General features: G+C 51.9%; 27 protein-coding genes. 15 read left to right on the top strand and 12 right to left on the bottom strand.

The genetic code is table 11. From position 1 onward, the window contains the following. Window positions 1–22: 22 nt before the first annotated feature. The 7 genes from solA to mdtH form a co-directional block, all read right to left on the bottom strand. Window positions 23–1,141, bottom strand: coding sequence for an N-methyl-L-tryptophan oxidase (solA, locus tag ACJHYW_RS06655; RefSeq protein ID WP_061092647.1), 1,119 nt, complete (start codon window positions 1,139–1,141; stop codon window positions 23–25). 114 nt (window positions 1,142–1,255) lie between these two features. Further along, window positions 1,256–1,510, bottom strand: coding sequence for a biofilm formation regulator BssS (bssS, locus tag ACJHYW_RS06650; protein WP_000414438.1), 255 nt, complete (start codon window positions 1,508–1,510; stop codon window positions 1,256–1,258). A gap of 289 nt (window positions 1,511–1,799) precedes the next feature. Next, window positions 1,800–2,045 (bottom strand): DNA damage-inducible protein I, encoded by a 246-nt coding sequence (gene dinI, locus ACJHYW_RS06645; protein ID WP_001217754.1) that lies wholly within the window; start codon window positions 2,043–2,045, stop codon window positions 1,800–1,802. Window positions 2,046–2,118: 73 nt separating this feature from the next. Further along, entirely contained in the window at window positions 2,119–3,165 is a 1,047-nt protein-coding gene (pyrC, locus tag ACJHYW_RS06640) for a dihydroorotase (RefSeq protein WP_061092648.1), read from the bottom strand. 105 nt (window positions 3,166–3,270) lie between these two features. Continuing rightward, window positions 3,271–3,831, bottom strand: coding sequence for a lipoprotein (locus ACJHYW_RS06635; protein WP_001295443.1), 561 nt, complete (start codon window positions 3,829–3,831; stop codon window positions 3,271–3,273). Between the two features lie 133 nt (window positions 3,832–3,964). Then, on the bottom strand, window positions 3,965–4,612 hold the full coding sequence (gene grxB / locus ACJHYW_RS06630; protein ID WP_000780912.1) for a glutaredoxin 2: 648 nt from the start codon (window positions 4,610–4,612) through the stop codon (window positions 3,965–3,967). Window positions 4,613–4,675: 63 nt separating this feature from the next. Further along, a complete protein-coding gene (gene mdtH / locus ACJHYW_RS06625) occupies window positions 4,676–5,884 on the bottom strand; it encodes a multidrug efflux MFS transporter MdtH (RefSeq protein ID WP_061092649.1) in 1,209 nt (402 codons plus the stop codon). A 235-nt stretch (window positions 5,885–6,119) separates the two neighbouring features. Between mdtH and rimJ the strand changes: the two genes are divergently transcribed. From rimJ to murJ, 4 genes are all read left to right on the top strand, one after another. Then, on the top strand, window positions 6,120–6,704 hold the full coding sequence (gene rimJ, locus ACJHYW_RS06620; RefSeq protein ID WP_000468186.1) for a ribosomal protein S5-alanine N-acetyltransferase: 585 nt from the start codon (window positions 6,120–6,122) through the stop codon (window positions 6,702–6,704). A 10-nt stretch (window positions 6,705–6,714) separates the two neighbouring features. Next, window positions 6,715–7,362, top strand: coding sequence for a YceH family protein (locus ACJHYW_RS06615; protein ID WP_000877109.1), 648 nt, complete (start codon window positions 6,715–6,717; stop codon window positions 7,360–7,362). A 1-nt stretch (window position 7,363) separates the two neighbouring features. After that, on the top strand, window positions 7,364–8,287 hold the full coding sequence (locus ACJHYW_RS06610; protein ID WP_061092650.1) for a Gfo/Idh/MocA family protein: 924 nt from the start codon (window positions 7,364–7,366) through the stop codon (window positions 8,285–8,287). Between the two features lie 109 nt (window positions 8,288–8,396). Continuing rightward, window positions 8,397–9,932, top strand: a complete 1,536-nt coding sequence (murJ, locus tag ACJHYW_RS06605) for a murein biosynthesis integral membrane protein MurJ (RefSeq protein WP_061092651.1) — start codon at window positions 8,397–8,399, stop codon at window positions 9,930–9,932. A 39-nt stretch (window positions 9,933–9,971) separates the two neighbouring features. On the opposite strand, the gene flgN is transcribed toward murJ, so the two are convergent. From flgN to flgA, 3 genes are all read right to left on the bottom strand, one after another. Further along, a complete protein-coding gene (gene flgN, locus ACJHYW_RS06600) occupies window positions 9,972–10,388 on the bottom strand; it encodes a flagella biosynthesis chaperone FlgN (RefSeq protein ID WP_000197351.1) in 417 nt (138 codons plus the stop codon). A gap of 4 nt (window positions 10,389–10,392) precedes the next feature. Then, window positions 10,393–10,686 (bottom strand): flagellar biosynthesis anti-sigma factor FlgM, encoded by a 294-nt coding sequence (gene flgM, locus ACJHYW_RS06595; RefSeq protein ID WP_000020882.1) that lies wholly within the window; start codon window positions 10,684–10,686, stop codon window positions 10,393–10,395. Window positions 10,687–10,761: 75 nt separating this feature from the next. Beyond that, window positions 10,762–11,421: a flagellar basal body P-ring formation chaperone FlgA gene (flgA, locus tag ACJHYW_RS06590; RefSeq protein ID WP_000879684.1), complete on the bottom strand. Its 660-nt coding sequence runs from the start codon at window positions 11,419–11,421 to the stop codon at window positions 10,762–10,764. A 155-nt stretch (window positions 11,422–11,576) separates the two neighbouring features. Here flgA and flgB point away from each other — a divergent pair, with 155 nt between their 5' ends. The 11 genes from flgB to flgL all read left to right on the top strand — a co-directional run bounded on the left by flgB (window position 11,577) and on the right by flgL (window position 21,507). Beyond that, on the top strand, window positions 11,577–11,993 hold the full coding sequence (flgB, locus tag ACJHYW_RS06585; protein WP_000884702.1) for a flagellar basal body rod protein FlgB: 417 nt from the start codon (window positions 11,577–11,579) through the stop codon (window positions 11,991–11,993). A gap of 3 nt (window positions 11,994–11,996) precedes the next feature. Then, the gene (gene flgC, locus ACJHYW_RS06580; RefSeq protein WP_001196460.1) at window positions 11,997–12,401 is read left to right on the top strand and encodes a flagellar basal body rod protein FlgC; all 405 of its coding nucleotides are present in this window, start codon (window positions 11,997–11,999) and stop codon (window positions 12,399–12,401) included. Between the two features lie 11 nt (window positions 12,402–12,412). Next, window positions 12,413–13,108, top strand: a complete 696-nt coding sequence (gene flgD / locus ACJHYW_RS06575) for a flagellar hook assembly protein FlgD (protein ID WP_000020470.1) — start codon at window positions 12,413–12,415, stop codon at window positions 13,106–13,108. A 24-nt stretch (window positions 13,109–13,132) separates the two neighbouring features. Then, entirely contained in the window at window positions 13,133–14,338 is a 1,206-nt protein-coding gene (gene flgE, locus ACJHYW_RS06570; protein ID WP_410233347.1) for a flagellar hook protein FlgE, read from the top strand. Between the two features lie 19 nt (window positions 14,339–14,357). Beyond that, window positions 14,358–15,113: a flagellar basal-body rod protein FlgF gene (flgF, locus tag ACJHYW_RS06565; protein ID WP_000349332.1), complete on the top strand. Its 756-nt coding sequence runs from the start codon at window positions 14,358–14,360 to the stop codon at window positions 15,111–15,113. Window positions 15,114–15,249: 136 nt separating this feature from the next. Beyond that, the gene (gene flgG, locus ACJHYW_RS06560) at window positions 15,250–16,032 is read left to right on the top strand and encodes a flagellar basal-body rod protein FlgG (protein WP_000625837.1); all 783 of its coding nucleotides are present in this window, start codon (window positions 15,250–15,252) and stop codon (window positions 16,030–16,032) included. Window positions 16,033–16,084: 52 nt separating this feature from the next. Next, window positions 16,085–16,783, top strand: coding sequence for a flagellar basal body L-ring protein FlgH (gene flgH / locus ACJHYW_RS06555; RefSeq protein WP_001305886.1), 699 nt, complete (start codon window positions 16,085–16,087; stop codon window positions 16,781–16,783). Window positions 16,784–16,794: 11 nt separating this feature from the next. Continuing rightward, entirely contained in the window at window positions 16,795–17,892 is a 1,098-nt protein-coding gene (gene flgI / locus ACJHYW_RS06550) for a flagellar basal body P-ring protein FlgI (protein WP_000589326.1), read from the top strand. Then, on the top strand, window positions 17,892–18,833 hold the full coding sequence (flgJ, locus tag ACJHYW_RS06545; RefSeq protein ID WP_410233346.1) for a flagellar assembly peptidoglycan hydrolase FlgJ: 942 nt from the start codon (window positions 17,892–17,894) through the stop codon (window positions 18,831–18,833). The genes flgI and flgJ overlap by 1 nt, the downstream gene beginning before the upstream one ends. 65 nt (window positions 18,834–18,898) lie before the next feature. Then, entirely contained in the window at window positions 18,899–20,542 is a 1,644-nt protein-coding gene (flgK, locus tag ACJHYW_RS06540; RefSeq protein WP_061092652.1) for a flagellar hook-associated protein FlgK, read from the top strand. Between the two features lie 11 nt (window positions 20,543–20,553). Continuing rightward, complete coding sequence (flgL, locus tag ACJHYW_RS06535; protein ID WP_001212762.1) at window positions 20,554–21,507, top strand: flagellar hook-associated protein FlgL; 954 nt, start codon at window positions 20,554–20,556, stop codon at window positions 21,505–21,507. A gap of 94 nt (window positions 21,508–21,601) precedes the next feature. Here flgL and ACJHYW_RS06530 read toward each other — a convergent pair whose 3' ends face one another. Further along, window positions 21,602–22,096, bottom strand: a complete 495-nt coding sequence (locus ACJHYW_RS06530) for a GNAT family N-acetyltransferase (RefSeq protein WP_000613626.1) — start codon at window positions 22,094–22,096, stop codon at window positions 21,602–21,604. Next, a complete protein-coding gene (locus ACJHYW_RS06525; protein WP_001110447.1) occupies window positions 22,093–22,386 on the bottom strand; it encodes a DUF1778 domain-containing protein in 294 nt (97 codons plus the stop codon). Before ACJHYW_RS06525 ends, ACJHYW_RS06530 begins: the two co-directional genes overlap by 4 nt. Between the last annotated feature and the right edge of the window lie 107 nt (window positions 22,387–22,493).

Here is a 22,493-nt window from a genome sequence, read left to right as displayed (position 1 = left end):
ATTCTGGAGGCCGTAATGATGATTATTGGAAGCGGGAAAGCCTGAATGGCGTCAAATCAAAATCGCTTTTTTTGTCTTGCGCAAAATCGGCAGCTATTTCCCCTAAAACTGACGCAAATTTAAAACCGTGCCCACTCAGGCCGGTAATGAGCAGTGTATTATCGTGGGCGGGTAGAGTATCGATAATAAAATCTTCGTCAGGCGAATTATCATAGGTGCAGGCAGCGCCGTACAGGCAGCAGCCGATGCCCGGCAACACATTGCGCAAGAACGGGAAGGCTTCCGAACCATCGCTGGCCACTTCCGCAAACGGAACACGTTCATCCGCTGAATGGATAACCTGGCCTCCGTTATGTTTGCCAATCTTCAACGCGTCGTTTTCTGCCGGAAAACCATAATATTGATCGCCATTGGGCAGCTCACCGGTAAATGCCGGGAATTTATTCTTCACGCTATAGCGACCATCGGCCTGATACCAGGCAAATACTTTGCGTACGGGCTGGACAGGCAGCTCCGGGAGTAGGTCTTTTACCCATGTTCCCGCGCAGACAATCGCTTTTTTCGCCTGATACTCACCGTCAGCCGTTTCAATAGTTACGCCATCATCGTCATGACGAATTGCGGTGACCGGGCAGTTGAACAGCTGCGCACAGCCCGCTTCCTTCGCCAGTTGGATCCAGGTTTTAATCGCCAGTTCGCTGCGCAAAAAACCAGAATCAGTTTCAAATAAACCGATGTAGTTGTCCGGGACGCGTATTTCTGGCCAGCGGGCCATAATCCCTTGTGCGTCGAGCTGTTCAACGTTGAGTTGCCACTGTTCGGCGCTGTGGGCGACGTTGGCGAGAAATGCGGAGTCAGCCGGACCGAGGTTAATGACACCAGAGCGTACAAAAATGGGATCATCTTCGTTGTGGCGGGAAAGTTCATCCCACAGCATTTGCGCGCGGAGGACCAGCGGGACATACTTTTCACCTTCACCATAAGCATGGCGAATTAATCGCGTATCGCCGTGGTGGCTGCCGTGTTGATGCGGTGGCATATGGGCGTCGGTCATTAGCACGTTTAAACCGGCGCGGGTTGCATAATACCCGGCGGCAGCGCCTACGGAACCGCTGCCAATAATGATGAGATCGTATTTCATTTTTTTCTCTCTGCTCTCATGGTTTAAGCAGAGTAATTAACTGAATGCAGATATACAACCCAGAAATGGTAAAGGCACCGGTGAGGTGCCTTTTGGGTGGATGGTCATGTCATGTTAATGACGCCGATACTCGTTTACCTGGAAATCACCGGATTCAATTTTGGCGATTCCTGCTTCTAATATCGAAATAAATTGTCTGGCAACATCAGTGGTTAACCAGAGCGTCTGACCAACTTCAGTCCCTTCCTGCTCGGACTTATTTGGGGTCTGGTAGTGCAAACGCAACATCAGCGCATCATAGCTATCAACGGTGCTGATGTCCCACCCTACGAGCGGATGAGTCTGAATGACTTCATTATTTTTTTCCATCATGGCCCCCTAATTCGTGTTACTAGACAACGTTATTCGAGGTTCAATGCGTTTTTATCTGAAGCAACTTCAGTATACCAATAAGTAAGGGTATTCACCGAATTTTTAAAGGGGGGAACAGATAAATTTCTGCTTTTAAGATTTATATGAACAATAAAACAGCATGTCATTCATATTTTTTTAGCATATTGTGCAATTATTTTGAGGAAGTGTAGAAATTTTGTACTCAAAATTTGTAAGTAAAATAAAAAAGCCGGGGCGACCCGGCAAAAACAAAAATCACTGCATATTATTCGCTGACAAACCAGTCATCGGCGCTTTCCCACGTTTCCTGGAGAATTTCGCTAATGCGCTGTTTATCTTCTTTTGTTGCGCCAATAACCGATAAATTATTCGCTGCGGCATAACGTACCGATACGTGGCCTTCATTATCAGGAAACGCATACTGAATACGGCGGGAAAGTTCGCCAGCCAGGGCGTCAATAGCCCCAGCTGGCAATGGAGAAGTTTTCGCTATGGTGACTTCAATTCGCATAATAGCCCCCTGTTGAATATACTGGTTATTTATACAGGTAAAATAACCTAATGACAACAGGAAGCTACGATTTTTATTGTTTAACGGACCAGCGTACCGTTTCCCCAGCGAGGAATGGCACCAGGGTGTCATCAGTCAGTGCGATGCTTTCAGCAACCTGTTGCTCTTCACGTACCAGTTCGATGAATGTGTCGTTGACCGGCAAGCCATAGAACTGCGGGCCGTTTACAGAACAGAATGCTTCAAAGTGCTGCAAAGCATTCATCTCTTCAAAGACGGTAGCGTAACTGCCCAGCGCGGTTGGGGCGTTGAAGCAGCCCGCGCAGCCGCAGCTGCTCTCTTTGCGATGACGTGCATGTGGCGCAGAATCCGTTCCGAGGAATACACGATTAAAACCGCTGGCGACCAGTTCACGCAATGCCTGTTGGTGGATATTGCGTTTGAGGATGGGTAGACAATACAGGTGCGGACGCACGCCACCAACCAGCATATGGTTGCGGTTAAACATCAGATGCTGCGGAGTGATGGTGGCAGCCAGCCGTTCATTTCCGTCACGGACATAGTCGGCAGCATCTTTGGTGGTGATATGCTCAAAAACGACTTTCAGCGCAGTCAGACGCTGGCGTAGCGGTTCCATCACGCTTTCTATAAAGCGCGCTTCACGATCAAAAATGTCGATATCTGCATGTGTCACTTCACCATGCACCAGTAGCGGCATACCGATTTTTTCCATGCGCTCAAGTACCGGCATGATTGCGTCAACTGACGTAACGCCGTGGCTGGAGTTAGTGGTTGCGTTTGCCGGATAAAGTTTTGCAGCGGTGAACAGGCCTTCGTTAAATCCGCGCTCCAGCTCATTAGGATCCAGCGAATCTGTTAAATAACAGGTCATCAGCGGGGTGAAATCGTGCCCGGCAGGTACGGCGTCAAGAATGCGCTGGCGATACGCCACGGCAGCCTCAACGGTGGTCACGGGCGGAGCCAGATTGGGCATTACGATAGCCCGTCCATAAATTTCGCTGGTATACGGCACGACAGTTTTTAACATGTCGCCATCGCGGAGGTGAAGGTGCCAGTCGTCTGGGCGGCGGATCTTTAATACCTGGGATGGTGCAGTCATTAATCTCTATGCTCCGGCTGAAGGGATGTTTTTGCCGGACACAAAGGATAAGCGGAAACGTTTTCCTTTGCACGAAAAATAAAGGGCGCGAATGCGCCCTCGTGATTAATCAGTAAACGGAATGACAATTTCGCCTGGCTTCACTTCAATGCCTTTCGCCAGTTTCTTCGCCATTGCTTCGCCCTGGCTGCCATCTTCGCGCAGGACGTAAGCAGGTTGCTGGTTAAAGTAATTGCGTAATGCCTGGTTTAAATAGGGAAGCAACGTTTGCATCACCGTTTGCATTTTTTCCGGTTGTACCGTCGCATCGACCACTTCCATCTCTTTCAGGAAGATCGCGCCTTTTTCTTTATCAAACACGGGCAGCGCTTTCAGCTTCAGTTTCATGGTCGCTTTCTGGCTACCGAACAGGGAGTTCATGTCCAGATTGGCGTCTCCGGTTAGGGTAACCTTATTCGGCTCTTCGCGACCAATTTGGCTGGTCAGGTTTGTCAGCACTATATGGGCGTCAGCCACGCCGGGTAAACCGATATCTTTTGAGAAATTATTATGTTTCGCAAGCGACTGGTTAATCTCTTGTTCGGTGATGGTGTATTGGGTGAGTTGATTACAGCCAACGAGCAGGCCACTGACGATTAATGCAGCGGCAAATAAAAACTTGTTCATGGTAGTCCTCGACATGAAATCTGCGTCAATATCCTGACACAACGCAGCATGTGTCACCAGCGATAAACTCGCCAGCAGAAAAAACTGAAAACAGCGGCAACCCGCGAATACAGGCTGCCGCGGCAGGTCAGGATTAAATCGCCATTGATGATAGTAAATTGATTTGCGTTTGTTTAGCCATGTTATCGCGGTAATCAGCGACGCGGCTTGGCCAGTTGATTCCGGCTACTAGCGTCAGATTACGCAGGAGCGGAAATAGCTGAATATCATCTTCCGAAAGTTCGCCATTCACGGCGTTCGGTTTGACGATCAGTTTGTCCAGCGCACGTAAATCATCGCTGATATTCTTAATCAGACCGTCAGAGTGGGCCAGCAGGTCGGCAAAATTACCCGCGCTGGCCTCTTTCTTGTCGACGAAATATTTGCGCGCGGCAGGAGTAGAAAACTCATCAAATGCCGATTTGGCAAAACGCGGCAACAGCAGTTTGTTGGCGTAGCCATTGACCTTGCGCAGCCACTCTTCAATGGCAGGGGAACGTTTGCCGGTCAGTAACGGTTTGCCGTCGAGTTTATCGACATAGTGAACGATGTCCATGCTTTCTGGCATATAGCGGCTGTCATCTTTTTGCAGAATGGGAACCTGTTTTTGACCGACCATCCGGGTGGGTGTTTCTGCGTCGTCGTTGAGCAGAACATGTAATTCGACGGGGATATTTTTCAGGCCGAAAATCATGCGGGCTTTGAGGCAGTAAGGGCAGTGATCGTAAATGTATAGCTTCACGTGACTCCTCCATTTGGCTGTCAGTTCACTTTCAGTATGGAGGAGTCAGGGGGGAGTATCAAATCAGGCGTCGCGTTCAAGCAAACGACGCGCGGTGCGTTTCTGGCTAAACTGCCAACCCAGCGCAAGGAAAGTGAAGATGCCAATAATGCCCAGCATCATCCACGGAAGCTCTGGCTGGTGCGCCGATTTGCCCAGGTCAAACAGCCAGCCGCCACCGATATAACCAATAGCGCCGCCAATCGCCAGACCCAGACGGCTAAACCCCATATAGCTGCCGCGAGCTCTTGCGTCTGCCAGCGAAGCACTTAAGGTTTCACGCGCAGGCTCGGCAATGATCGACCCGATATAAAACAGACAAATCAGGGTGAAAAGTTGTTGCAGGCCGCTGACCATGCCCACTGGCATCATGCTTAATGACATTATCAACAGCCCAGCCATCAACCGATGTTCCAGACGAAAATGCTTTTCACTCCAGCGGGCGATAGGATAGAGCAACGTTAACGACAGACACGCTTCAATGGCATACATCCATTTAACGGCAGAGGGCGAGCCCGCCACGTCGTTGACCATAATTGGCAGCATCAGCATCACTTGTACAGCCAGCATGTAGTAACCCGCCAGCGTCAGGACATAGGTGACAAAACGCTTGTCGCGCATCACGCGGGTCATGCCTTCGCGAACGGGCGTGCGTACGGTGGAGAGTTTCCATGCCGGTAACAACCACGCATTGAACGCTGCACACAGCACAAACAAAACTGCCCCTGTGGCGCAGACCAGGCGAAAGTCGTATTGCAACAGCCAACTCCCCAACAATGCGCCAATGACCGCACCGGCACTGTCCTGCATCATCAACAGCGAGAAAAAACGACCACGTTGTTGTGGACGGATTAGTTTCACCACCAGCGCCGAACGCGGAGGATCAAACAACGTGCCGCCGAGTCCCGAAAGCAGGCATGAAAACCACAGTAGCCACGGTTCGTGGGCGATACCCATTGTGGCGAATCCGGCGGCACGCATCAGCATACCGGTAACAATCATCGGTTTGGCACCAAAGCGGTCGGCAATTGCGCCGCCGAAAATACCCAGACCTTGCTGAATAAACTGGCGTAGGCCGAGGGCAATACCGACCATGACGGCGGCCCAGCCCATTTGATCAACGAAGCGGATAGAGATCAGCGGGAAGACAACAAAGAACCCCAGCACGACCAGCATATTATCGATGAGCAGGAAATATTTACCCAGGTTCCTCGCCTGCGACACGCGGGACATTTCCCCTCCCGGGAAATAAAAGATGAGCACTTTCTATTCTGCATTGCCGCTAAGACTTTTCCCATCACTTCGGGGACAATATTTTTTTATCAAAACGTCGCTTTGATAGAGAGTTTTTATCAAATATGTGAATAATGCAGAAAATGGCATTCTGGACTTTTCACAGGGTCTGGTTGCGCAGGTATAGTAATACTTACAGCGTATTAAAGACGTTACGGGAAGGAGTAGGTATAGAATGTTTGGCTATCGCAGTAACGTGCCAAAAGTGCGCTTAACCACAGACCGACTGGTCGTGCGTCTGGTGCATGATCGTGATGCCTGGCGTCTGGCGGATTATTACGCAGAGAATCGCCATTTCCTCAAGCCCTGGGAGCCAGTGCGCGACGAAAGTCACTGTTATCCATCAGGCTGGCAGGCCAGGCTAGGGATGATTAACGAATTTCATAAACAAGGTTCAGCTTTTTACTTTGGCTTATTCGACCCGGACGAAAAAGAGATTATTGGCGTTGCCAATTTTTCCAATGTTGTTCGTGGCTCTTTTCATGCCTGCTATCTCGGTTATTCGATTGGGCAAAAATGGCAGGGCAAAGGACTCATGTTTGAAGCCCTGACCGCAGCCATTCGTTATATGCAGCGCACCCAACATATTCATCGCATTATGGCTAATTATATGCCGCACAATAAACGCAGCGGTGATTTACTGGCGCGACTGGGTTTTGAAAAAGAAGGCTATGCGAAAGACTATCTGTTGATTGATGGACAATGGCGCGATCACGTACTGACGGCATTAACTACCCCAGACTGGACGCCCGGCCGCTAAGGAGAATCTCATGAAATATCAACTTACTGCCCTGGAAGCCCGCGTGATTGGTTGCTTGCTGGAAAAGCAGGTGACCACGCCGGAGCAATACCCGCTCTCAGTCAATGGTGTAGTAACGGCCTGTAATCAGAAAACGAACCGTGAACCGGTCATGAATCTGAGTGAATCCGAAGTGCAGGAACAGCTGGATAATCTGGTCAAACGTCATTATCTACGCACAGTGAGCGGTTTTGGTAATCGGGTCACCAAATATGAGCAACGTTTTTGTAATTCAGAATTTGGCGATCTGAAACTGAGCGCCGCAGAAGTGGCGTTAATCACCACGTTGTTATTGCGTGGTGCCCAGACGCCGGGTGAACTGCGCAGCCGCGCCGCGCGAATGTATGAATTCAGCGATATGGCGGAAGTGGAGTCGACGCTGGAACAACTGGCAAATCGCGAAGATGGTCCTTTTGTGGTGCGTCTGGCCCGCGAACCGGGTAAACGTGAAAGCCGCTACATGCATCTTTTCAGTGGTGAGGTTGAAGATCAGCCGGCGGTGATGGATATGTCGAACGCGGTTGACGGTGATTTACAGGCACGCGTCGAAGCCCTGGAAATCGAAGTGGCAGAACTGAAACAGCGTCTTGATTCGTTGCTGGCCCATCTGGGAGATTAAAGTGAAAAAATTACGTATCGGCGTAGTGGGGTTAGGCGGCATCGCGCAAAAAGCGTGGTTACCGGTGCTGGCGGCAGCGTCTGACTGGACGTTACAAGGTGCGTGGTCGCCTACGCGCGTCAAAGCCCTGCCAATTTGTGACAGCTGGCGCATTCCTTATGCTGATTCGTTATCCAGCCTTGCCGCCAGTTGCGATGCGGTTTTTGTGCATTCCAGCACCGCCAGCCACTTTGACGTGGTCAGTACGTTACTCAATGCGGGGGTACATGTCTGTGTCGATAAACCGCTGGCAGAAAATCTGCGCGATGCTGAACGGCTGGTGGAACTGGCGGCGCGGAAAAAACTGACGTTGATGGTCGGTTTTAACCGTCGTTTCGCACCACTCTACGGTGAGTTAAAAACGCAACTCGCTACCGCAGCCTCGCTAAGAATGGATAAACATCGTAGCAATAGCGTCGGGCCACACGATCTTTATTTCACGTTGCTGGATGATTATCTGCATGTGGTGGATACCGCGCTGTGGTTGTCAGGTGGCAAAGCCTCTCTGGATGGCGGTACGTTACTGACTAACGACGCTGGCGAAATGCTGTTTGCCGAGCACCATTTTTCGGCTGGTCCTTTGCAGATCACCACCTGTATGCATCGCCGTGCCGGAAGTCAGCGTGAAACCGTGCAGGCCGTGACTGACGGTGCGCTCATCGACATTACGGATATGCGCGAATGGCGTGAGGAGCGCGGGCAGGGCGTAGTGCATAAACCGATTCCTGGTTGGCAGAGTACGCTTGAGCAACGTGGATTTGTCGGCTGTGCGCGGCACTTCATTGAATGCGTGCAAAATCAGACAGTTCCGCAAACCGCCGGCGAACAGGCCGTGCTGGCGCAACGTATCATTGACAAGATCTGGCGCGATGCGATGAGTGAATAAACCCTGTAACATCTGGCGGTAGCAATTCACCATAATCCAGGTAGACTATTCGCCTCTTTCAGCGCCTGCCTTGCAGGCGTTTTGCCCGTGGGTCTGGATTAGAACACCGATGAATTTATTAAAATCGCTGGCCGCCGTCAGCTCGATGACCATGTTTTCGCGTGTGCTTGGCTTCGCACGAGACGCAATTGTCGCCAGAATCTTTGGCGCAGGGATGGCAACCGACGCCTTTTTCGTCGCTTTTAAACTTCCTAACTTGTTACGCCGTATCTTTGCCGAAGGGGCATTTTCCCAGGCATTTGTACCGATTCTGGCGGAATACAAAAGCAAGCAGGGTGAAGACGCCACGCGGGTCTTTGTCTCGTATGTTTCCGGTCTGTTGACACTTGCGCTGGCGGTTGTGACGGTCGCTGGCATGCTCGCCGCACCGTGGGTGATCATGGTGACCGCGCCAGGCTTCGCTGACACAGCTGACAAATTTGCCCTGACCAGCCAGCTACTAAAGATTACCTTTCCCTATATCTTGCTGATCTCCCTGGCGTCGCTGGTGGGAGCGATTCTGAATACGTGGAACCGCTTCTCGATTCCGGCGTTTGCTCCAACACTGCTTAACATCAGCATGATTGGTTTCGCGCTGTTTGCCGCACCGTACTTTAACCCACCGGTGCTGGCGCTGGCGTGGGCTGTTACGGTGGGCGGCATCCTGCAGCTGGTGTATCAGCTACCGCATCTGAAGAAGATCGGCATGCTGGTTTTGCCACGCATTAACTTCCACGATGCCGGAGCAATGCGCGTGGTGAAACAGATGGGACCGGCAATCCTTGGCGTCTCTGTGAGCCAGATCTCCTTAATCATCAACACCATTTTTGCCTCGTTTCTTGCTTCCGGTTCGGTGTCGTGGATGTATTACGCCGACCGCTTAATGGAGTTTCCGTCCGGTGTGCTGGGCGTGGCGCTTGGCACCATTTTGCTACCGTCGCTGTCGAAAAGTTTTGCCAGTGGCAATCATGATGAATACAACCGTTTGATGGACTGGGGGCTGCGTCTTTGTTTCCTGTTGGCGCTGCCGAGTGCGGTTGCGTTGGGCATTCTTTCCGGTCCGTTAACCGTTTCGCTGTTCCAGTACGGTAAATTTACCGCCTTTGATGCGCTGATGACCCAGCGGGCGTTAATTGCCTACTCGGTGGGTTTGATTGGCCTGATTGTAGTGAAAGTGTTGGCTCCTGGCTTTTATTCCCGCCAGGACATTAAAACGCCAGTGAAAATTGCCATCGTTACGCTGATTTTAACGCAATTGATGAACCTGGCGTTTATTGGTCCGTTGAAACATGCCGGGCTGTCACTTTCTATTGGTCTGGCGGCGTGTCTGAATGCTTCGCTGCTTTACTGGCAGTTGCGTAAGCAGAAAATCTTTACCCCGCAACCCGGCTGGATGGCGTTTCTGTTGCGTCTGGTGGTGGCGGTACTGGTGATGTCTGGCGTGCTTTTAGGTATGTTACATATCATGCCGGAGTGGTCATTGGGTACCATGCCCCGGCGTTTACTGCGTTTAATGGCGGTCGTGCTGGCGGGGATTGCCGCGTACTTCGCTGCACTGGCGGTACTGGGCTTCAAAGTTAAAGAGTTTGCCCGCCGGACGGTGTAACAATGCATTCCGGCCTGCAGTGCAGGCCGGAGATAATCTTCAGATCGAAATCTTTTTACTGCCGCGATGGGTTGTTGAGGTCTGACCGTTCGCTCCATATAGCGTCGGTTCCTGATGCGGTTTCAACATTTCCAGCGCCTGTTGATTGCGCTCAATCTGTCCTTCCAGTAACCAGCCATTATGTTGATTCATTTGGCGTAGTTGCTGCGTTTTCACAGTAATTTCCTGCCAGCGTTGACTAATATCAACGCTATTTGCTGAATTGGGTTCTTTCCTGCGTAACTGTTCGAGGTAATCCAGCGTCGCCAGCAGAGAGCTTTTTTGTTCTGTAATCCATTGCAACTGGCTGCCGTTGATCTGCCCCATAGAGAGATGTTGCTGCTCTTGATCCATTACCGTTTTGAGATCGTTAAGCACAGCGGACATCTGGTCGAGGATCTCTGCAAGACGCGTCATACGATCAGTTACTCTGCAAGTCTTGCTGCGCTTCGTTGATCAGCGCATCGGCAATTTTGCCGGTGTCCATTTTTAGTTCACCGTTACGAATCGCCAGCTTTAACGCTTCGACACGTTCAAGATTGATATCACTGCTGCCGGGTTGCATCAGTTTTGCTTGCGCGTCGCTTAACGTCACACTGGTGCTGGTGGCGGCGGTTGTTTTTGCCGCCCGGGTATTCGTTACCGGCGCGTCAGTGGTTTCACGCGGTTGAACGGTGCTTACGGGCTTCAGAGGTGAAGTGCGGTCAATACTCATGGTTTATTCCTCATTGAGGGCGCTTTTATCATGTGTTGCTTATTTATCGGCAAGGGACGGGTAATCTTTAACAGCTTACAGGTTTATAAGAATATTCCCATCTGCATCAACAACGCCGCTGACCACCTGTCCCGATACCATGCGCACCCGCGCATTCTGTGCGACGGCAGCATTGTTCAGCGCCTGACCTTCTGCGTTGGCGCTAAACCCATCACCGCTGGCGATCACGTTGACGCGTTGTCCCGCTTTTACCCGCCATGCCTGGCGAAACTGGGTTAACTGGATAGGTTGATCGGGTGATATATCGCGCAGGCTAACGGCATCAACAAGTTGATTGATATCCAGCACCGTACGCGGTGGCAGGGTATCCAGCCTGCCGCGTTTCAGTTTGACATTGCCAGCTTCCAGTTTTCCTCCCCGCACAATGGGCATCGCGGCAACCACATAATTTCCTGTAGCCTGCACATTAACTTGTAAATATCGTTTGTCGTTACCGCAGCGAGCCAACACATTCACATTGCCCCACAGGCGGGAATTATTGCTCATCGAAAGCAATGGCTGCTCGCACGGCGGTAGTAGATTGGGCGCTGTACGAATAGAAACACGAACCTCATCACTTACCCCCGCGAGCTGGGCGCTAAAAAAGGTGTGCAATTGCGATGTGAGATTGCTCGCCGCACTTAACGGACTGAACAGTATCGCGATGATCGCCACGCGACGTTTTATTGCCAGCATTTTCGCCCCCCAGCCATTTCTACAACGTGAATTGTACCTGTCCGCAATGACCATCAACGGCATAAATAGCGACCCATTTTGCGTTTATTCCGCCGATAACGCGCGCGTAAAGGCATTTAATCTGATGGCAGAATTTTGATACCTGCGGAGGAGATATGCTCGATAAGCTCGACGCCGCCTTACGTTTTCAACAAGAGGCGCTCAATCTGCGCGCCCAGCGTCAGGAAGTGCTGGCAGCAAACATCGCCAATGCCGATACCCCTGGTTATCAGGCTCGCGATATCGATTTTGCCAGTGAACTTAAAAAAGTCATGCAACGTGGACGGGATGCAACAAGCGTGGTTGCACTGACGATGACCTCAACGCAACACATTCCGGCGCAGGCGCTGACGCCTCCTACCGCAGAACTGCAATACCGTATTCCGGACCAGCCTTCGCTTGACGGTAATACTGTCGATATGGATCGTGAACGCACCCAGTTTGCCGATAACAGCCTGCAATACCAGATGAGCCTTAGCGCGTTGAGCGGGCAGATCAAAGGCATGATGAACGTTTTACAGAGCGGAAATTAACGGATGGCACTGCTGAATATTTTTGATATCGCCGGGTCGGCGTTAACTGCCCAATCCCAGCGCCTGAACGTGGCGGCCAGTAATCTGGCGAATGCTGATAGCGTGACCGGTCCCGATGGACAGCCATATCGGGCAAAACAGGTGGTATTCCAGGTTAACGCTGCGCCAGGTGCTGCGACAGGCGGCGTAAAGGTTGCCGATGTTATAGAAAGTCAGGCCCCGGACAAACTGGTTTATGAACCGGGTAATCCGCTGGCGGATGCAAAGGGCTACGTGAAAATGCCAAACGTTGATGTCGTCGGGGAGATGGTTAACACCATGTCGGCGTCACGCAGCTATCAGGCCAATGTTGAAGTGCTCAACACGGTGAAAAGCATGATGCTGAAAACCCTTACGCTCGGCCAATAAAGGAGAAAGCTATGTCCATTGCGGTAACCACCACCGATCCGACAAATACCGGCGTCAGCACCACCAGTAGTAGTTCGCTCACGGGCAGCAACGCCGCAGATTTACAAAGCAGTTTTCTGACTTTGTTGGTGGCGCAGCTGAAAAACCAGGACCCGACCAATCCAATGGAAAACAACGAGCTGACGTCGCAATTGGCTCAAATCAGCACGGTAAGCGGGATTGAAAAACTCAATACCACGCTCGGATCTATTTCCGGACAGATTGATAACAGCCAGTCGTTACAGGCCAGTAACCTGATCGGTCACGGCGTGATGATCCCCGGCACCACTGTTCTTGCGGGAACCGGCAGTGATGAAGGGGCTGTGACCACGACCACGCCGTTTGGTGTTGAGCTGCAACAGGCGGCAGACAAAGTGACGGCCACCATCACCGATAAAAACGGTGCAGTTGTCCGTACCATTGATATCGGTGAACTGACTGCCGGAGTCCACAGTTTCACCTGGGACGGTACGTTGACTGACGGCAGCACTGCGCCGAACGGTTCTTACAACGTAGCGATTAGCGCCAGTAACGGTGGTACACAACTGGTTGCCCAGCCGCTGCAGTTTGCTCTGGTGCAGGGTGTGATCCGCGGCAACAACGGTAATACGCTGGATCTCGGCACTTACGGCACCACCACCCTCGACGAAGTACGGCAGATAATTTAAGCCTTCACATTTCAGGAGTCAGTCATGGCCTTTTCTCAAGCGGTTAGCGGATTAAACGCTGCCGCCACCAACCTCGATGTTATTGGCAACAATATCGCCAACTCCGCCACCTACGGCTTTAAATCAGGCACGGCCTCTTTTGCCGATATGTTTGCCGGTTCGAAAGTGGGACTGGGGGTAAAAGTTGCCGGTATCACCCAGGACTTTACCGATGGCACGACCACCAACACCGGGCGAGGTCTGGACGTTGCTATCAGCCAGAACGGTTTTTTCCGTCTGGTAGACAGCAACGGTTCGGTGTTCTACAGCCGTAACGGACAATTTAAGCTGGATGAAAACCGTAACCTGGTGAATATGCAAGGTTTACAGCTGACGGGTTACCCGGCAACCGGTACGCTGCCGACTATTCAGCAAGGGGCGAATCCGACCAATATTTCGATCCCGAATACCCTGATGGCAGCGAAAACTACCACCACGGCGTCGATGCAGATCAACCTGAATTCCAGTGATCCGCTTCCCTCTGTTAAAGCATTCGATGCCAGCAATGCGGATAGCTATAACAAAAAAGGTTCGGTGACTGTTTTCGATAGTCAGGGTAATGCTCATGATATGAGCGTTTATTTTGTGAAGACCGGGGATAACAACTGGGATGTTTACACCCTGGATAGCAGTGATCCAACAGGCACAGCTAACCCTGCAACGACGCTGGTGTTTAATGCCAATGGCGTTCTGACCTCAGATCCAACAAAGGATATTACCACCGGCGCAATTAACGGCGCAGATCCCGCCACGTTTAGCCTGAGCTTCCTCAATTCTATGCAGCAAAATACCGGCGCTAACAACATCGTGGCAACCACCCAGAATGGCTACAAACCGGGTGATCTGGTGAGTTATCAAATCAATGATGACGGTACGGTTGTCGGCAACTATTCCAACGAACAAACCCAACTGCTGGGGCAGATTGTACTGGCGAACTTTGCCAACAACGAAGGTCTGGCATCCGAAGGCGACAACGTCTGGTCTGCGACGCAATCTTCTGGCGTGGCGCTGTTGGGGACTGCCGGGACGGGCAACTTTGGTACGCTGACCAACGGTGCGCTGGAAGCGTCCAACGTCGATCTCAGTAAAGAACTGGTCAATATGATCGTTGCCCAGCGTAACTATCAGTCTAACGCCCAGACCATCAAAACCCAGGACCAGATCCTCAACACGCTGGTTAACTTACGCTAATCGCTGACGGGATAGCTCAATGGATCACGCAATTTATACCGCGATGGGAGCAGCCAGCCAGACGCTGAATCAACAGGCGGTAACCGCCAGTAATCTGGCCAATGCCTCTACGCCCGGTTTTCGCGCGCAGTTAAACGCCTTGCGCGCAGTGCCGGTGGAAGGGCTTTCACTGCCCACGCGCACGCTGGTAACGGCGTCAACACCGGGTGCAGACATGACGCCCGGCAAGATGGATTACACCTCGCGCCCGCTGGACGTTGCGTTGCAGCAGGATGGCTGGCTGGCCGTGCAGACCGCTGACAGCAGCGAAGGGTATACGCGTAATGGCAGCATTCAGGTTGATCCCACCGGGCAACTGACAATTCAGGGACATCCGGTGATAGGCGAGGCGGGGCCAATTGCTGTGCCGGAAGGGGCGGAAATCACTATTGCTGCCGATGGCACAATCTCGGCGCTGAATCCGGGCGATCCGGCAAATACGGTTGCGCCAGTGGGGCGTCTGAAACTGGTGAAAGCCACGGGCAGCGAAGTGCAGCGCGGTGACGACGGCATTTTTCGTTTAAGCGCGGAAAGCCAGGCCACGCGTGGGCCGGTACTGCAGGCAGATCCAACCTTGCGTGTGATGTCGGGAGTTCTGGAAGGCAGTAACGTCAATGCCGTTGCGGCAATGAGCGACATGATTGCCAGCGCGCGGCGTTTTGAAATGCAGATGAAGGTGATCAGCAGCGTCGATGATAACGCAGGCCGTGCCAACCAACTGCTGTCGATGAGTTAATTAAACGATTGATGACATTGCAATAAAAGCGCGCGGACTATTCTCTCGCCCATTTTGGGAGAGGTTAGGGTGAGGGGAAATTCGCACCGTCGCGTGCTTCTGCTCTGCTTGTCACTAATCCACTACAGGACATTTTATGATCAGTTCATTATGGATCGCCAAAACGGGCCTTGACGCCCAGCAAACCAATATGGACGTCATTGCCAACAACCTGGCAAACGTTAGTACCAACGGTTTTAAGCGTCAGCGCGCGGTGTTTGAAGATCTGCTTTATCAAACCATTCGCCAGCCGGGGGCACAGTCTTCCGAACAAACCACCTTACCCTCCGGATTACAAATCGGTACGGGGGTACGCCCGGTCGCCACTGAACGCTTACACAGCCAGGGCAACCTGTCGCAAACCAATAACAGCAAAGATGTCGCGATTAAAGGGCAGGGCTTTTTCCAGGTGATGTTGCCAGATGGCTCATCAGCCTATACCCGTGACGGCTCTTTCCAGGTGGATCAGAACGGGCAGCTGGTGACGGCTGGTGGTTTTCAGGTGCAGCCAGCGATCACCATTCCGGCGAATGCGTTAAGTATCACCATCGGTCGTGATGGCGTGGTCAGCGTAACCCAACAAGGCCAGGCAGCTCCGGTTCAGGTTGGGCAGCTCAATCTCACCACCTTTATGAATGATACCGGACTGGAGAGTATTGGCGAAAACCTCTACACCGAAACGCAATCCTCCGGTGCACCGAACGAAAGCACGCCGGGCCTGAACGGCGCGGGACTGCTGTATCAAGGGTATGTTGAAACGTCTAACGTCAACGTGGCGGAAGAACTGGTCAATATGATTCAGGTGCAACGCGCTTACGAAATCAACAGTAAAGCGGTATCCACCACCGATCAGATGCTGCAAAAACTGACGCAACTCTAAGGCATAACCGGTGGCAGATTCACCGGTTTACTGATTTTTGAAGATGATAGCCATGCAAAAAAACGCTGCGCATACTTATGCCATTTCCAGCTTGTTGGTGCTTTCACTAACCGGCTGCGCCTGGATACCCTCCACGCCGCTGGTACAGGGGGCGACCAGTGCACAACCGGTTCCCGGTCCGACGCCCGTCGCCAACGGTTCTATTTTCCAGTCTGCTCAGCCGATTAACTATGGCTATCAACCGCTGTTTGAAGATCGTCGACCACGCAATATTGGCGATACGCTGACCATCGTGTTGCAGGAGAACGTCAGCGCCAGCAAAAGCTCCTCTGCGAATGCCAGCCGTGACGGTAAATCTAATTTTGGCTTTGATACTGTGCCGCGCTATTTGCAGGGGCTGTTTGGTAACGCTCGTGCCGATGTCGAAGCCTCCGGTGGTAACACGTTCAACGGAAAAGGCGGGGCCAATGCCAGCAATACCTTTAGCGGCACGTTGACGGTGACGGTTGACCAGGTACTGGTCAACGGCAACCTGCATGTGGTGGGTGAAAAACAGATCGCCATTAATCAGGGTACCGAATTTATTCGCTTCTCTGGCGTGGTTAATCCACGCACCATCAGCGGCAGCAATACCGTACCGTCTACTCAGGTGGCGGATGCGCGCATTGAATACGTAGGCAATGGCTACATTAACGAAGCGCAAAATATGGGCTGGTTGCAACGTTTCTTCCTTAATCTGTCGCCAATGTAAGTGAGGCTGTGGTGATTAAATTTCTCTCTGCATTAATTCTTCTACTGGTTACGACGGCAGCTCAGGCTGAGCGTATTCGCGATCTCACCAGTGTTCAGGGGGTAAGGCAAAACTCACTGATTGGCTATGGCCTGGTGGTGGGGCTGGATGGCACCGGTGACCAGACAACTCAGACGCCGTTTACCACACAAACGCTTAATAACATGCTCTCACAGCTGGGAATTACCGTTCCGACGGGCACTAATATGCAGCTAAAAAACGTCGCTGCGGTAATGGTGACGGCGTCACTTCCACCGTTTGGACGTCAGGGGCAAACCATTGACGTGGTGGTTTCTTCCATGGGAAATGCCAAAAGTCTGCGTGGCGGTACGTTATTGATGACACCGCTTAAGGGCGTTGACAGTCAGGTGTATGCGCTGGCACAGGGCAATATTCTGGTTGGCGGCGCAGGGGCCTCCGCTGGCGGTAGCAGTGTTCAGGTGAACCAACTGAACGGTGGACGGATCACCAATGGTGCGGTTATTGAACGTGAATTGCCCAGCCAGTTTGGCGTCGGGAATACCCTTAATTTGCAACTTAACGACGAAGATTTCAGTATGGCGCAGCAAATCGCTGACACCATCAACCGCGTGCGTGGATATGGCAGCGCCACCGCGTTAGATGCGCGGACTATTCAGGTGCGCGTACCGAGTGGCAACAGTTCCCAGGTCCGTTTCCTTGCCGATATCCAGAATATGCAGGTTAATGTTACCCCGCAGGACGCTAAAGTAGTGATTAACTCGCGCACTGGTTCGGTGGTGATGAATCGCGAAGTGACCCTCGACAGCTGCGCGGTAGCGCAGGGGAATCTCTCGGTTACGGTAAATCGGCAGGCCAATGTCAGCCAGCCAGATACACCGTTTGGTGGCGGGCAGACTGTGGTTACTCCACAAACGCAGATCGATTTACGCCAGAGCGGCGGTTCGCTGCAAAGCGTACGTTCCAGCGCCAGCCTCAATAACGTGGTGCGTGCGCTCAATGCGCTGGGCGCTACGCCGATGGATCTGATGTCCATACTGCAATCAATGCAAAGTGCGGGATGTCTGCGGGCAAAACTGGAAATCATCTGATGATCAGCGACAGCAAACTACTGGCAAGTGCGGCCTGGGATGCACAATCGCTCAACGAACTTAAGGCGAAAGCGGGCGAAGATCCGGCGGCAAATATCCGTCCGGTGGCCCGCCAGGTGGAAGGGATGTTCGTGCAGATGATGTTGAAAAGCATGCGCGACGCTTTACCAAAAGATGGCCTGTTCAGCAGCGAGCACACTCGCCTGTATACCAGTATGTATGACCAGCAGATTGCCCAACAGATGACGGCGGGCAAAGGTCTGGGGCTGGCAGAGATGATGGTTAAACAGATGACGCCAGAACAACCATTGCCAGAGGAGTCCACGCCAGCAGCACCGATGAAATTCCCGCTCGAAACCGTGGTGCGTTATCAAAATCAGACGCTTTCGCAGCTGGTGCAAAAGGCCGTACCACGTAACTACGATGATTCGCTGCCGGGTGACAGTAAAGCATTCCTCGCGCAACTCTCGTTGCCCGCCCAACTGGCAAGCCAGCAAAGCGGTGTGCCACATCATTTGATCCTCGCTCAGGCGGCGCTGGAATCTGGCTGGGGACAACGGCAAATCCGCCGTGAAAACGGCGAGCCGAGCTATAACCTGTTTGGCGTCAAAGCCTCTGGCAACTGGAAAGGGCCAGTCACTGAAATCACCACGACTGAATATGAAAATGGCGAAGCGAAGAAAGTAAAAGCGAAGTTTCGGGTCTACAGCTCGTATCTGGAAGCATTGTCGGATTACGTTGGGCTGTTAACGCGTAACCCGCGCTACGCCGCCGTGACGACCGCCGCGAGTGCGGAGCAGGGGGCGCAGGGCCTACAGGACGCGGGCTATGCCACCGATCCTCACTATGCCCGCAAACTCACCAACATGATTCAGCAGATGAAATCGATAAGCGACAAGGTGAGCAAAACCTACAGCATGAACATTGATAATCTGTTCTGAATAACTCAAGTCCGGCGGGTCGCTGCCGATAATACTCTGTAATTGAAGGCTTATAAGGAACCTCCATGTCCAGCTTGATCAATAACGCCATGAGCGGACTGAACGCGGCCCAGGCGGCGTTAAATACGGCAAGTAATAATATCTCCAGCTATAACGTTGCCGGATATACCCGCCAAACCACTATTATGGCGCAGGCCAATAGCACGTTGGGCGCTGGCGGCTGGGTTGGCAATGGCGTCTACGTTTCTGGTGTGCAGCGTGAGTATGATGCGTTTATTACCAACCAGTTACGTGCTGCGCAGACGCAAAGTAGCGGCTTGACTGCCCGCTATGAGCAGATGTCGAAAATCGACAATATGCTCTCCACCAGTACCTCTTCGCTGGCAACACAGATGCAGGATTTCTTCACCAGCCTGCAAACGCTGGTGAGTAACGCGGAAGACCCGGCAGCGCGCCAGGCGCTGATTGGGAAATCAGAAGGGTTGGTGAATCAGTTTAAAACCACCGATCAATATCTGCGCGACCAGGACAAACAGGTCAATATCGCGATAGGTGCCAGCGTTGATCAGATCAACAATTACGCTAAACAAATCGCCAGCCTGAACGATCAGATCTCCCGCCTGACAGGCGTGGGGGCAGGGGCGTCACCTAACAATCTGCTGGATCAACGCGATCAACTGGTGAGCGAATTAAACCAGATTGTTGGCGTAGAAGTCAGCGTTCAGGATGGTGGCACTTATAACATCACGATGGCCAATGGCTACTCACTGGTTCAGGGAAGTACGGCGCGGCAACTGGCGGCAGTTCCTTCCAGCGCTGACCCTTCTCGTACGACTGTCGCTTACGTTGATGGGACGGCAGGCAATATTGAGATCCCGGAGAAATTGCTGAATACCGGGTCGCTGGGCGGCATTCTGACATTCCGTTCTCAGGATCTTGACCAGACGCGTAATACGCTTGGACAACTGGCGCTGGCATTTGCCGAGGCTTTCAACACCCAACACAAAGCCGGATTTGATGCTAACGGCGATGCCGGTGAAGATTTCTTTGCTATCGGTAAGCCCGCGGTTCTGCAAAACACGAAAAACAAAGGTGACGTTGCGATCGGTGCAACGGTAAGTGATGCCTCCGCGGTACTGGCGACAGATTACAAAATCTCGTTCGATAATAATCAGTGGCAGGTCACCCGCCTTGCCAGCAATACCACTTTTACGGTGACGCCGGATGCCAACGGTAAAGTGGCATTTGATGGTCTGGAGTTGACGTTTACAGGAACGCCTGCCGTTAACGACAGCTTCACGTTGAAACCGGTAAGTGACGCCATCGTCAACATGGATGTATTAATCACTGACGAAGCGAAAATCGCCATGGCGAGCGAAGAAGATGCGGGTGATAGCGACAACCGCAACGGTCAAGCCCTGCTGGATCTGCAAAGCAACAGTAAAACGGTGGGCGGTGCGAAATCCTTTAACGACGCTTATGCCTCGTTAGTGAGTGATATCGGTAATAAAACCGCGACGTTGAAAACCAGTAGCACCACGCAAGGTAATGTGGTGACGCAGCTTTCCAATCAGCAGCAGTCGATTTCCGGTGTCAATCTCGATGAGGAGTACGGAAATCTGCAACGTTTTCAGCAATATTATCTGGCGAATGCGCAGGTTCTGCAGACGGCAAACGCGATTTTTGATGCGCTGATTAACATTCGCTAAGGGGAGATAAAATGCGTTTCAGTACCCAGATGATGTACCAGCAAAACATGCGCGGCATCACCAATTCTCAGGCAGAATGGATGAAGTACGGTGAACAGATGTCGACGGGTAAGCGAGTCGTTAACCCTTCAGATGATCCCATTGCTGCATCACAAGCTGTTGTTCTCTCCCAGGCACAGGCGCAAAACAGCCAGTACACGCTGGCGCGTACTTTCGCCACTCAAAAAGTGTCACTGGAAGAGAGTGTACTTAGCCAGGTCACCACCGCTATCCAGAATGCTCAGGAAAAAATTGTCTACGCCAGCAATGGCACCTTGAGTGACGATGACCGGGCCTCGCTGGCTACGGATATTCAGGGGCTTCGTGACCAGTTGCTGAATCTGGCGAACACCACTGACGGTAACGGGCGCTACATTTTTGCCGGTTATAAAACAGAATCCGCACCGTTTAGCGAGGCGGATGGCAAATACGAAGGCGGAGCAGAAAGTATTAAACAACAGGTCGATGCTTCGCGTTCGATGGTGATAGGGCACACGGGTGACAAAATTTTCGACAGTATTACCAGCAACGCGGTAGCGGAACCAGACGGTAGCGCTTCTGAAACCAATCTTTTTGCCATGCTGGATAGCGCCATCGCAGCCCTGAAAACGCCGGTCGCGGATAGCGAAGCGGATAAAGAAACCGCCGCTGCGGCACTGGATAAAACCAACCGCGGACTGAAAAACTCGCTGAACAATGTGCTGACTGTTCGCGCGGAATTAGGCACGCAGCTGAACGAACTGGAGTCGCTGGATTCCTTAGGTAGCGATCGCGCTTTAGGGCAAACGCAGCAGATGAGCGATCTGGTTGATGTGGACTGGAATGCAACTATTTCATCTTACATCATGCAGCAAACGGCATTGCAGGCGTCGTATAAAGCATTTACCGATATGCAGGGATTGTCGCTCTTCCAGCTCAACAAATAATTTCGCTTTAAAACATATCATGAAACTGGGTATGTTTTGTCTGCCCGCTCTGGGATCGCCGGGGCGGGCATTTTTTTGCATGAGACATAACGAACTATTTAAGACATTCCTGCAAATCAGCCAATGTTGCCATCAGTATCATAGAATCGACAGGCGATGGTTCAAACCCCACTCGCAGATAAAACTCACGGGCCTGGTCTGATAACGCATGGACCAACATTCCGCGAATACCAATGACTTCAGCCGCCTGTAGTACTCGTAGACCGGCATCTCTGACCATCGCACGACCGATGCCCTGACCCTGTAATGATTTATCTATTGCCAGACGACCAAGTACTACAACAGGGATCGGTTCTGGCATATTTCGGCGAAATCGTCCTGTCGCGACATACGTTTCAACGGCGCTGGAAGCAAGCGAATAATATGCCAAAACGTTGCTATACGTATCACAGCTAACAAATGTACGTGATGCGCCGGCAAGCTGATTTTTTAGGGCTCTCTGCTTTAGCCAGTTATCCATCGTTTCTACTCCCGAGCAAAAAGAGGTGAATTGATGCCTTGCCATGAGTGGCTCGGGGGCCTGAATCATTTTTTTTGCTCCCACGGCGCGGGTGTTTGCATGGTTTTGCGTAATGCAGCATTGGGCGCGGGGGGCTGATCCAGACGATTCAAAAATAGCTGGTAATCATCAGAATCGATCCTGAAAATTCTCTGCTCAATGAGCGCCTCTTCAGCTGCGGCTCTGGCGGCCTCAAGGACAAATTCGGTGCGATTTTTTCCTCGGGCTTTAGCGGCCCGGTCAATAAGATCGCGTTCTGCGGGTTTTATGCGCAAATTTAAAGATTCGCGCCTGGTTGGAATGTTATTGGCTGCTGGCATAAATATATCCTTCGGCTTTGCATGGATGATAATTATACAGCACATGTAACGCTAATGTCATTACAACAAAGATGCTACCCTGAAATAAAAAAGCCCTGGCAGTTACC

The organism is Escherichia sp. WS3063 (assembly GCF_046486595.1).
In the GTDB taxonomy this organism is placed as follows: Bacteria; Pseudomonadota; Gammaproteobacteria; order Enterobacterales; family Enterobacteriaceae; genus Escherichia; species Escherichia coli.
This window is presented reverse-complemented; position numbering and strand designations above follow the sequence as displayed.